The sequence below is a fragment of the Dawidia cretensis genome, assembly GCF_018598175.1.
Lineage (GTDB): Bacteria > Bacteroidota > Bacteroidia > Cytophagales > Cyclobacteriaceae > Ohtaekwangia > Ohtaekwangia cretensis.
Map to the genome: position 1 here is coordinate 115,159 of NZ_JAHESE010000020.1, position 11,734 is coordinate 126,892.

Sequence of the window (11,734 nt, forward strand, 5' to 3'; positions counted from 1 at the left end):
TGCCTTGTGTCCGTTTTTTTTGTTTTGTAGTATCTTCTTACCAGGTCCAGTTGTTGTTCTTAATCAATATCACCAGGCCGGTAATAAAGATGTTGAAGATCGACAGCGGGATCAGCACTTTCCAGCCCAGGTTCATCAGCTGGTCATAGCGGAAGCGCGGGATCGTCCAGCGAATCCACATAAAGAAGAAGATGAAGAAACACACTTTTGATATCAGCACCAACACGCCGATAATGGAGATTATGTTGTGGTCCAGCCCCAGATCATTCATGAAGGGGAAGTTGTAACCACCGAAGTACAGCGTAGAGATCACCGCCGCCGATACAAACATGTTGATGTATTCGGCAAAGAGGTAAAAACCCAGCTTCATCGAGCTATATTCCGTATGATAACCACCGATCAATTCCGTTTCGCACTCCGGCAGGTCAAAGGGCGTGCGATTACACTCGGCAAACGCACAGATGATAAAGATCAAAAACCCAAGGGGTTGGTATACCACATTCCAGAAGTGCCACTCGCCGCCGACACCACCCGTTTGCTGTGCGGAGATTTCGCCCAGGCTCAACGTGCCGGTTACCAGCACCAACGCGATGATTGAAAGCCCCATGGCAATCTCATAGCTGATCATCTGCGCAGAAGCGCGGATTGCACCCAGCAACGAGAACTTATTGTTAGAGGCCCAGCCCCCGATCATTATACCATAGACACCGATCGACACCACACCGAACACATACAGAATACCGACGTTCAGGTCGGCGATCTGCAACGAGTATACGTTGTCACCAAACACCAGCGTATCACCCCACGGAATCAACACCCCCGCCATCATGGCGGTCATCATGGCAATACACGGCCCGAGTACGAACAGGAACCGGTTCGATACCACGGGAATGATCTCCTCCTTATAAATAAACTTCAACCCATCCGCCAGCGGTTGCAGAATCCCGAACGGACCCGCACGATCCGGACCGATGCGGTCTTGCAAAAAGGCGGCGACCTTGCGTTCGGCATACGTAGAATACGCCGCCACGAACAGGGTTACACCAAATACAACCCCCACCAGGATCAGCTTATACATGATAAAATCCATATCCTTATGAGTTAGTAGTTTCCGGTAATTGCTTTCCTTTCTGGAACGTCAGCTGACGGTCGATGTCCAGCTTCAGTTTTTGCATATCGATCTTCTCGTAATGGTTCTGCGAAATAACCGAGTGACGGTCGATGTGACGCGGTCCTTCGATCGTCCAGTCCTTCATGTCCTTGTGATCGTAGCGGCACTCGTTACAGATATACTCTTTTACTTCATTGAATTGATCTTTGCGGGCCGACACGCGCAGCACGTCGTCACCTTTCGTCCACAGCACTACCTTGCCGCAGCACTTGTCGCAATTGCGGTGTGCATCCAGAGGCTTGGTAAACCATACGCGGCTCTTAAAGCGGAAGGTCTTATCCGTCAGCGCGCCCACGGGGCACACGTCGATCATGTTACCCGAGAAGTCGTTGTCGACAGCTTTCTCGATATAGGTGCTGATCTCCGAAGCATCGCCGCGGTTCAATACACCGTGCACACGCTCATTGGTAAGCTGGTCGGCGACGAACGTACAGCGGTAGCACAAAATGCAGCGCGTCATGTGCAGCTTGATCTTATCGCCGATGTCGATCTTCTCAAACGTGCGGCGGTCTTCTTCGTAGCGGGTCTTGCCTACGCCGTGCTCATACGACAGATTTTGCAGGTCGCACTCGCCGGCCTGATCGCACACCGGGCAATCCAGCGGGTGGTTCAGCAGCAGAAACTCTACCACACCCTTGCGTGCTTCCAGTACTTCCGGCGAAGTGATGTTTTGTACCACCATGCCGTCCATAACCGGCGTGCGGCACGAGGCCACCAGCTTCGGCATAGGGCGCGGATCTTTTGCAGACCCCTGTGTAACCTTCACCAGGCACACACGGCACTTGCCGCCGGTATCTTTCAACGTCGAATAGTAACACATGGCCGGAGGAACCACTTCGCCACCGATCTGACGGGCGGCGTTCAAAATCGTGGTTCCATCTGCCACTTCTACTTCAATGCCATCTATTGTTACTTTAGCCATGTCGCTAAACTTTTTAAATCCTATTTAAATTATACCGTCGCCAGGACCGATGCCGGTACGAACGGCTCCAGCTCGAAGTGTTTCGGGTTCTTCACCTTCTCCGGGTACCGCACGTGATATTCGAACTCCTCGCGGAAGTGCCGTATCGCGCTGGCTACCGGCCAGGCAGCCGCATCGCCCAACGGGCAAATGGTATTACCTTCAATCTTCTTGGCTACATCCACCAGCAGGTCGATGTCGCCTTCGTGGCCATGACCATGCTCGATGCGGTGCAGCACCTTCTCCATCCAACCGGTACCCTCGCGGCACGGGCTGCACTGCCCGCACGACTCGTGGTGATAGAAGCGCGTGAACGTCCACAGATTGCGCACGATACAGGATGTCTCGTCCATCACGATAAAGCCTCCCGAACCCAACATGGTACCCGACACAAAACCACCGTCTGACAACGACTCATACGTCATCAGGCGCGGCTCGCCTTTGGCTGTCTTCAGGATCAGCTCCGTCGGCAGGATCGGTACGGATGAACCACCCGCCACGACAGCCTTCATCTTCCGGCCTTTCCAAATACCACCGCAGTATTGATCAGAATATATAAATTCTTCTACCGGCAGGCCGAGCTCGATCTCGTAAACACCGGGCTTGTTAATGTGCCCGCTAGCCGAGATCAACTTGGTACCCGTGCTCTTGCCGATACCGATCTTCGCATATTCGTCGCCACCCAGGTTGACGATCGAGCAGACCGCAGCAATGGTTTCGACGTTGTTTACCACCGTGGGCGAAGCATACAGACCCGCCACCGCCGGGAAAGGCGGCTTCAGACGCGGATTGCCGCGCTTGCCTTCCAGCGACTCTAACAGCGCCGTTTCTTCACCACAGATATAGGCACCACCACCGGGCTGTACGTACAGATCCAGCGAATAGTCGGTGCCCAGGATATTTTTACCGAGAAATCCTTTCGCATACGCCTCTTGAATAGCTTGCTCCAGGATGCGGATCACATACATATATTCACCGCGCACATAGATGTACGAGGTCTTCGCGCCCAGCGCATAGCTGGATGTGATCATGCCTTCGATCAGCACGTGCGGAATCTTCTCCATCAGGTAACGATCCTTAAAGGTGCCCGGCTCAGACTCGTCGGCATTACACACCAGGTAGCGGGGCTTTTCAGACTTGCGGTCCAGGAAGCTCCACTTCATACCCGCCGGGAAACCGGCGCCACCCCGGCCGCGCAGGCCAGACTTCTTCACTTCCTCCGTCACCTCGTCGGGCGTCATGGTCTTCAGCGCCTTCTCCACGGATGCATAGCCGCCGTGCTTCCGGTACACGTCAAAGGTATTGATGCCCGGAACATTGATGTGTTCTAAAAGTATTTGTCTTCCCATGGCTATAACTCCTGCATGTTCGATTTCATATACGTGCTGCGGTTATCCGAAGCACGCAGTTTCTCTATCAGCGTATCGACCTTCTCGGTCGTCAGGTTCTCATAATAATCCGAGCCGCATTGCAGCATCGGGGCCGTGCCACACGAGCCGAGGCATTCCACCGTCTTCAGTGTAAACATACCGTCGGCGGTCGTCTCCCCTTCTTTGACGCCCAGCTTCTTCTCAAAGTGCTCGACGATGTCGTCGGCGCCGCGCAGCCAGCAAGGGCCCGTACGGCAAACTTCGATCAGGCATTTACCCACCGGCTTCATGTTGTACATGGTGTAGAACGAAGCCACTTCGTATACTTCAATCGGCTTGATGTTCAGCAAAGACGCAACGTAGTCCATCGTCTCCGGGCTGAGCCAGCCGTCGAACTCCGCCTGCGCCACGTGCAGCAGCGGCAACAACGCCGACTTCTGCCTGCCCTCCGGATATCGCTTGATGATGCGCTGCGCAAGGGCCAGCGTATCGGGTGAAAATTCTACTTTGCTCATGATCCGTTAAATCGTTTCTCTCTCGGTATAAATTCTATCCTGGGCCGCTTACGCATCCAGCTCGCCGGCAATGACGTTCATACTACTCATGGTGATAACCGCATCCGACAGCATCGAACCCCGGATCATCTCCGGGTATGCCTGGTAATAAATAAAGCACGGGCGACGGAACTGCAACCGGAATGGCGTACGCCCACCGTCGCTGATCAGGTAAAAACCCAGCTCGCCGTTGCCACCTTCCACGCAATGGTACACCTCTCCTTTCGGAACCTCGGTCTCGCCCATCACGATCTTGAAGTGGTAGATCAGCGCCTCCATGTCGTTATATACTTCTTCCTTCGGCGGCAGGCAGTACTCCGGCACCTTGGCGGTGTATACGCCCGCAGGTTCTTTCTTGATCTTCTCGATCGCCTGCTTGATGATGCTCAAGCTCTGCCACATCTCCTCCTGGCGCACCATGAAGCGATCATACGTATCGCCGTTGGTACCTACCGGAATGATAAAATCAAATTCTTCATACGATGAATACGGGTTCATGGCACGCACGTCGTAGTCTACGCCGGCAGCCCGCAGGTTGGGACCGGAAAAGCTATAGTTCAACGCACGCTCTGCCGAGATCGGGCCGCAGTTGATGGTGCGATCCATAAAGATCCGGTTGCGCTCCAGCAGGTTTGAAAACTCCGTGAATTTCGCCGGAAAGTCCTCAACGAACTTGTTGATCTTGTCCCAGCACTTGGGGGAGAAGTCGCGCTCCAACCCGCCGATGCGGCCGATGTTGGTCGTTAGACGCGCGCCGCAGATCTCTTCGTAGATCTCATAGATGCGCTCGCGCATCTGGAACAGGTACAGGAAGCCTGTGGTCGCGCCGGTATCCTGACCGATGATGGTATTACAAATGATGTGGTCGGCCAAACGGGCCAGCTCCATAATGACCACGCGCATGTACTGCACGCGCTTGGGAATCTCGATGCCGAGCAGCTTCTCCACCGTCATGTGCCAGCCCATGTTGTTGATGGGTGACGAGCAATAGTTGAGACGGTCGGTGATCGGCGTGATCTGATAGAATGGGCGGCGCTCCGCCAGCTTTTCGAACGCGCGGTGGATGTACCCTACGGTCGGCTCGGAGTCTATGATGATCTCGCCGTCCATCTTCAAAACGTTCTGGAAAATACCGTGTGTGGCCGGGTGCGCCGGCCCCAGGTTCAGATAAGAATATTGTTTCTCTTCTGGCTTAATAAGTGCGTCGGTGGCCGGTTGATTGTCTTGCATAATTCAGGCGTCTGCTATTCTCTTCCAAACATTGAATCGTTCTTGTCTTCGCGCGTCTGGTCTTCCAGCGGGTACTCCTTGCGCATGGGAAATATGATCATATCGTCCACGTTCAGGATACGCTTCAGGTTCGGATGCCCCTCGAAGATCACCCCGAAGTAATCGTAGGTTTCACGCTCCAGCCAGTTGGCCGCCGAGAAGACCGTAGTCAGCGTCGGCACCACCGGGTTCGCCTCCGGTAGAAATACTTTCAGGCGTACGCGGTTGTTGGTCGTCAGGCTGTGCACCTGGTACATCACCGCGATCTGTTGCAGATCGGGATAGTGAATGCCGCAGAGGGTGGTGAGGTACTGGAATTTGCCCTCGGGGTGATGGTAGAGGTGTTGGATGATCTCAATGATCTTTTCGGCCTTTAGGGAGACCGTTAGAAAATCGTACGGTGTGTCAACATGAAGAATCTGGTCTTCATATTTTTCCTTCAGGATACCGATGGTTTTTTCCTGGGCAGAACCTTCCATTAATAAAATTCAGTTGTATAAGACGTACGTCTCGGGTCACAGACCCAGGACTGATTATTCGATTCCGTATTTGTTCAGCATCGCCTTGTATTCAGGCGAATCGCGGCGGCGCGTCGACTCGGTTTCCACCAGGTGCTGAATCTTCAGAATGCCGTCGATGATTTGCTCCGGGCGTGGGGGGCAACCGGGTACATACACGTCAACCGGTATGATGCGGTCGATGCCCTGCAGCACGCTGTAGGTATCGAATATGCCACCACTCGAGGCACACGCACCCACAGAGATTACCCAGCGGGGCTCGGCCATCTGCTCGTATACCTGCCGTAAGATGGGGCCCATCTTTTTGGCAATCGTGCCCATCACCATCAGCAAGTCTGCCTGGCGGGGCGAGAAGCTCAAACGCTCTGACCCAAAGCGAGCCAGGTCGTAATGTGACGCCATCGTGGCCATGAATTCAATACCGCAGCAAGACGTCGCGAACGGCAAGGGCCAGATCGAGTTCTTGCGGGCAAGTCCTACGACTTTATCCAGGCTGGTGGCAAAAAAGCCAGCACCCTCAATACCTTCCGGCTTGGGCGCTACGGCAATCGTTGATCCTGTTGCTGTTTCCATCACTCACTGTTTTTATTCTTCCCACTTCAAAGCACCCTTCTTCAGGAGATAGAAGAAACCTACTAGCAAAAGCGCCATGAAGGTCACCATTTCAACGAAACCCATCAGACCGAGATGTTTGAAGTTCACAGCCCACGGGTACATGAAGATTACCTCCACGTCAAACAAAACAAAGAGAATCGCCACCAGAAAGTACTTGATGTTAAACGGTATCCGGGCGTTGCCCTTTGACTCGATACCACACTCGAACGCCTCGAGCTTCACCTTCGACTTGCGTTTAGGACCCAACAGGTGCGTGGCGACCATTGTGACTACCACAAAGCCCAGGGCAAAAAGAAACATCAACCCGATGGGCAGATATTGTTCGATTGCTACGTTCTCCATAAGCGTGTTTGACGGGTGCAAAGTTCGTTTTTATCCCACAAATCCCATCATGCGTTGTGCAATAATTTGAGCTTTTTGGGAGCAATATGAGAACAAATCTTACAGCGATTCGTTCAACTGCGCGCAAATTAGAGAAGCGCGCTAAAACAACGCGCATGTGGTTATAGAACAATGATTAGTTTAGAATCATTCTATGCGACGCGCCTAAGTCAAGAAAAAGTATATCGTGAAGAATACGTACGTAAAGATGTGTAAGACTATAGCGTGCGCTGCTAGTCAGGCTTTTTTGTCGCCAATACCATGCGGATTTTATTGCGTGCGCCGATCTGCACAACATCCACGAGGTCTTGCACCGACGAGCCGGCAGGGATATGCACCACAACGGTAGGGTCCTCCTCACCGCCAGCTTCCTTCAACAAGGCTGACTCCAGCTGACTAAACGGTACCTGGTTACGATTGATAAAATAACGTTTGTCCTCCGTCACCGTGAGCGTGATCGGGTTCCGGTTTACACTCTGCTTGGTGTCTGATTTAGGCAACGCTACCTTGATCACAGCGGGGTTGGTAACGGTTGAAATGATCAAAAAGAACAACAGCAGAAAGAACATGATGTCGTTCAGCGAGGAGGTTGATACCTCGGCAGCAAACTGTTTCCGGTGGCGGATTTTCATTGCTGGGGTGTTAAGATGGAACGCATAAACTCAAATACGTCTTTCTGCATCTTAAGCGTAAACACATTCACGCGCTGCTGTAAAATATGGTATGCGCAGTAGGAAATTACCCCCACGAACAAACCCGCGCCGCTGGTGATCATCTTTTCATATAAGCCGCCGGCAATGATACCGATCGTGATGTTGTCGGTCTGTGAAATGTCGTAGAAGATGCGGATGATCCCGCCGATAGTACCGATAAAGCCCAGCATCGGCGCCACACCGGCAATAATGCCCAGGTAGCCCATGTTACGCTCCATTTCCGCCACCTCGATGTTGGCGGCCGACTCCATGAGGCTTTCGATCTCTTTCATCGGCTTGCCGATGTGCTCCACCCCTACCTGGATGATTTTGCCCGTAGCCGAACCGTCTTGCGTGGCGTACATCCGCGCACCCTTGATGTCGCCGGCCTTCAGATATTGTTTTATCGACGACAGGAACTCCTTTTTCTCACGCGTCACCTGGCGCAGGTACAGCCACCGTTCAATAAAGAAATAGGTCGCGATAAATCCCAGCAAAGCAATAGGGATCATGATCACCCCGCCCTTCGTGACCATGTCAAAAAGGGAGAGGGACTCAGCTGGTGCGGGAAGTGTTTCGACCGGTGTATCGGTCGGAGTCGTTGTCGGGGTTGTGATCTGCAGAAGGATGGAAAAGATCGTTGTCAGCATGCCGTCCTGTAAATGGTTTATTAGTTAATGGTAATAGTAGCAATAATATTGTGAACGATTACCATTAAAAGCGCTTAATGCGCGCGTGTAGTAAAAAAGAAGGCAGAAAGCCTGAAGCCTTCTGCCTGTATGTCTATCCGGGGTGATTAACCTTGTCTGGGCTTCGGAGCCGGGGCATTCATAGCCTTCAGGATCTCCTTCGCACGAGCATCGTTCGGGTCGATCGCCAACACTTTCTCCCAGAAGCCTTTTGAGGTCGAGATCTCATTGCGCAGGAAGTGGTAGTATCCCAGGTATGAGTACGCTTCGATCAGGTCGTTCTTGCTTTTATCCGCACGTGTCAGACCCACTTCAATCACTTTCTCAAAATAGGGTTTTGCAGTGCCCTGAATCTTGCCGTTCGTCTCGGGGTCTTGCGCCGCGATCGAACGTGCCTGCCACAGGTAGCCCAAGGTCATGGCCGGTTGCAGGGTAATCAGCTTCTGGAAAGTCGAGTCAGCTTGTTGAAACTGATCGGTGAAGTAATACGCACGACCAAAGTTATAAAGCTCGGGCGACGTTAGCTTTGGCTTGATCGCTTCCAGCTGTTTGTAGGCTATTGCAGCCTCCGCATATTTCTTGCGCTTGAACTGGATATCCGCGATTTGTGAGGCATACTCCTCTTTCTTCTCCAGGTCGAAAGCCTTCTGGTAGTTCTCTACGGCCACAGAGTCGTTACCTTCTTTCTGCAGCGCCTTGGCAATATATTCATAGTCGCCCGCCTGAATTTCCTCTTTTGTAGCTTTTGCAAAGTACGCATCGAATGCAGCATGGCTGGCCGCCAGCTCACCGGATTCTACCAGTGAATAGGCTTTGTATTTAAATACCGTCGCTGTTGCATCGGGACGCTTCGACAGCTCTTCGAAGATCGGGTTAGCGCGCTTGTAATCCTTCGCCATGAACAGGTAGAAAGCATAGCGCAGCTTGGCAGATTCTGGTTTCTCGGTCAGGCCCAGGTAAGCTTCGTAAGCCTTTACAGCTTCCGGCGCGCGGCGTGACTGATAGTACAGCTCGCCCAGCTCTTTATACGCCAGGGTATATTTAGGATCTACTTCTAAAGCCTTCTTAAAATTCTGCTCGGCTACGTCGTAGTTCTTTGAACGCAGGTACACCAGGCCCACTTTGTAGTGCGGCAGCGCGCGCTTCGCGTCATAAGTGGCACCGTTCTCGTAGCTGCTCACCGATTTACCACCGTCGTTCAGCTTCAGGTAGGCATCGCCTTTCAACACGGCAGCATCTACATCTTTACCTTTTACCTTCTCCAGTAAGGCAAGAGCATCTTTCGCCATCTTGTCACCCAACAGGTAGCCTTCGGCAACAGCTTTCAGTACTTCATCATCTTTCGACTTCGATACCTTCAGCGCTTCGTCGAACGCCAGCTTGGCTTCTGCAGCCTGGTTGTCCAGCATGCGCAGCTGGCCTTTACCGGCAAAGTTTAAACCGTTCTTGGGGTCAAGCTCGGTACCTTTTTGAAAGTTGATCTCGGCTTTAGCCTTTTCGTTATTCTTAATCTGGGCGTGTCCTAAGTAATACAGCAACGCTGCGTCCTGGGGGCTGGCTGTTACAGCAGCCTGTAGTGCAGCCACGGCTTTCGTGGGCTGATCGGTCTCAAGCAAATAAGCAGCTTGCTTGATCGCGGGGTTTTCCTGTGCTACCGCAAGCGAGGCCGCACAAGAAAGGAAGAACATGAGCATTTTCCCTACGTTCCATGCTCCTTTACTGACTTCTTTCATGTGTTATAAGTATAAAGTTTAGGTTTATTGTAAAACAAACACGGTGCCATACTCACGGCTACGTGCCGTTAATTGCGGAAAAGCCCCTGCAAAGCGCTAATTTAAGGGTTGGCGATTGATTTCCACAATCCGGATCGGCATGGTCACGGGAACTAAGCCCGATTTTAACACAATTCGTTGACCTTTTTCCCCGGCAATAAATGCCAGGAGGCCACTTCCCAGACCGGTACGGCCTTCTCTGCTGACGACCGTAATCTCACGGACGAGCGGATATTGGTTTTGCGCAATATAAGCCTGGAAGGGTTGAAAGCTCTCCCCGCCCGTTTTTCGCGACAGTGCTGCGATGCGCACCGTATTTAAAAAGGCATTGGCGGTAGAGTCGTCGCTGTCGCTGATCCACGTACCACCAATTAATCCAATTGCGTTAGGCCGCGAAGCTACATGCTGAATGACCGACGGATTGTCGTTCACCGCAAAGCAGTTCTTCGGCAGTGTATCTATTTTCAACGAATCCTTCAGGTATCGTAAGATCCCCGAGGTCGGTTGGTCAAAGACAATTTCGAGCGGAGCGGCAGGCCCCTTCGGACTTAGCTGGCTCCAATTGGCAATGTCGCCTTTCAGCATTTTGCCAAGTTGTTCCACCGACAGAACACTATCGGTACGTGAACGGTTCATGACCAGGGCAATGCCCTCGCGCGCAACCGTTACCTGGTGCGGCTTGAGTGCCTGCTGGGCCAGGACTTCAACTTCTTCCGGAAGCAGCTTGCGGGTAATAACAATCAACCGCACGCTGTCCAACAATAACAGGCGGATCGCCTCTTGCTCCGAGGCGTATGCCACCTCGATGCGCGCCCGCTGATAAAGCCCCATAAAGGTATCGACTTCCGTGTCGAGCAGGGGCTTGAGCGACTCGTCTACGGCAATGCGAATGGAGCCGGACGTGGGCGTGTCAAGAGGTCTTCCCTTCTTGTCACGCCCCGTACAGGCTGCCAAAAAACACACGGTGATTAATAAACTATGAAATAAGATCTTCATCTTTTATTTCTGAAAAAACCGTTGGTACACTTTATACCCCCGAAATAGGCCATACGCTATCAGCAGGACACCTAACGGAACAGCGTATTCCCCGGGTACGTGGAACACCGTCTCAGACCGAGCGATGAACATGGCACCGATCCCGATATAGGCCAGTGCCATGATTGCTCCCAAATACTTCACAACTGCCTCAAGGCCGGTTGTTTTGTACTCGTCAGATTCCATCTTCATAACTAGGTTGCCAGCTTAAACTTGATCGGCAATACAAAGCGGGATTTAACCGATCTACCATTTTGCTTACCCGGCTTCCAGGGCGGCATCAGCTGCACCACGCGCATCGCTTCCCTGTCACAGTCGGCGCTAATACCTTTTACAATCTGCGGATCGCTGATTTTTCCTTCTCTGTCTACCACAAAGCTCACGAATACCGAACCTTCGATACCCATCCGGCGTGCTGCCGCAGGATACTTCACGTTCTTCTGCAGAAACTTCATCATTTCTGCCATACCACCAGGGTATTCGGCTTGCTGCTCTACGACGGTAAAAATCTTATCGTCGTCGTTGCCCGCATCGGCTACCACCTGTTGTACGGGCTCATCAAACACGACGTCTGTTGCGTCGCCTTCGATGTTCTCCGAACCTACTTCGTTTACTTTAATTTCTTCGATCGTAGGCATTTCTTCCTCTTCCACGATTTCCTTATCGGTCACCTTGGGCGGGAGATATTTAATGATTGTATTTACCGG

General features: G+C 52.4%; 14 protein-coding genes. All 14 read right to left on the reverse strand.

Annotated features, from left to right (window positions below):
* Window positions 1–37 precede the first annotated feature (37 nt).
* Complete coding sequence (gene nuoH / locus KK062_RS18485; RefSeq protein ID WP_254085822.1) at window positions 38–1,090, reverse strand: NADH-quinone oxidoreductase subunit NuoH; 1,053 nt, start codon at window positions 1,088–1,090, stop codon at window positions 38–40.
* A gap of 4 nt (window positions 1,091–1,094) precedes the next feature.
* On the reverse strand, window positions 1,095–2,093 hold the full coding sequence (locus KK062_RS18490; RefSeq protein ID WP_254085823.1) for an NADH-quinone oxidoreductase subunit G: 999 nt from the start codon (window positions 2,091–2,093) through the stop codon (window positions 1,095–1,097).
* A 29-nt stretch (window positions 2,094–2,122) separates the two neighbouring features.
* Window positions 2,123–3,481, reverse strand: a complete 1,359-nt coding sequence (gene nuoF, locus KK062_RS18495) for an NADH-quinone oxidoreductase subunit NuoF (protein ID WP_254085824.1) — start codon at window positions 3,479–3,481, stop codon at window positions 2,123–2,125.
* A gap of 2 nt (window positions 3,482–3,483) precedes the next feature.
* Complete coding sequence (nuoE, locus tag KK062_RS18500) at window positions 3,484–4,017, reverse strand: NADH-quinone oxidoreductase subunit NuoE (RefSeq protein WP_254085825.1); 534 nt, start codon at window positions 4,015–4,017, stop codon at window positions 3,484–3,486.
* 48 nt (window positions 4,018–4,065) lie between these two features.
* Complete coding sequence (locus tag KK062_RS18505) at window positions 4,066–5,286, reverse strand: NADH-quinone oxidoreductase subunit D (RefSeq protein WP_254085826.1); 1,221 nt, start codon at window positions 5,284–5,286, stop codon at window positions 4,066–4,068.
* Window positions 5,287–5,300: 14 nt separating this feature from the next.
* Complete coding sequence (locus KK062_RS18510; RefSeq protein WP_254085827.1) at window positions 5,301–5,804, reverse strand: NADH-quinone oxidoreductase subunit C; 504 nt, start codon at window positions 5,802–5,804, stop codon at window positions 5,301–5,303.
* A 54-nt stretch (window positions 5,805–5,858) separates the two neighbouring features.
* Window positions 5,859–6,416 (reverse strand): NADH-quinone oxidoreductase subunit B, encoded by a 558-nt coding sequence (locus tag KK062_RS18515; RefSeq protein ID WP_254085828.1) that lies wholly within the window; start codon window positions 6,414–6,416, stop codon window positions 5,859–5,861.
* A gap of 12 nt (window positions 6,417–6,428) precedes the next feature.
* The gene (locus KK062_RS18520) at window positions 6,429–6,800 is read right to left on the reverse strand and encodes an NADH-quinone oxidoreductase subunit A (protein WP_254085829.1); all 372 of its coding nucleotides are present in this window, start codon (window positions 6,798–6,800) and stop codon (window positions 6,429–6,431) included.
* Window positions 6,801–7,072: 272 nt separating this feature from the next.
* Complete coding sequence (locus KK062_RS18525; RefSeq protein WP_254085830.1) at window positions 7,073–7,471, reverse strand: ExbD/TolR family protein; 399 nt, start codon at window positions 7,469–7,471, stop codon at window positions 7,073–7,075.
* Entirely contained in the window at window positions 7,468–8,181 is a 714-nt protein-coding gene (locus KK062_RS18530; protein WP_254085831.1) for a MotA/TolQ/ExbB proton channel family protein, read from the reverse strand. Before KK062_RS18530 ends, KK062_RS18525 begins: the two co-directional genes overlap by 4 nt.
* A 146-nt stretch (window positions 8,182–8,327) precedes the next feature.
* Window positions 8,328–9,953, reverse strand: coding sequence for a tetratricopeptide repeat protein (locus tag KK062_RS18535; protein ID WP_254085832.1), 1,626 nt, complete (start codon window positions 9,951–9,953; stop codon window positions 8,328–8,330).
* A gap of 96 nt (window positions 9,954–10,049) precedes the next feature.
* Window positions 10,050–10,988 (reverse strand): PstS family phosphate ABC transporter substrate-binding protein, encoded by a 939-nt coding sequence (locus tag KK062_RS18540; RefSeq protein ID WP_254085833.1) that lies wholly within the window; start codon window positions 10,986–10,988, stop codon window positions 10,050–10,052.
* A gap of 3 nt (window positions 10,989–10,991) precedes the next feature.
* Window positions 10,992–11,219, reverse strand: coding sequence for a hypothetical protein (locus KK062_RS18545; protein WP_254085834.1), 228 nt, complete (start codon window positions 11,217–11,219; stop codon window positions 10,992–10,994).
* Window positions 11,220–11,221: 2 nt separating this feature from the next.
* Window positions 11,222–11,734, reverse strand: a 513-nt coding sequence (locus KK062_RS18550) for an energy transducer TonB (RefSeq protein WP_254085835.1), incomplete at its 5' end; no start/stop codon positions are given.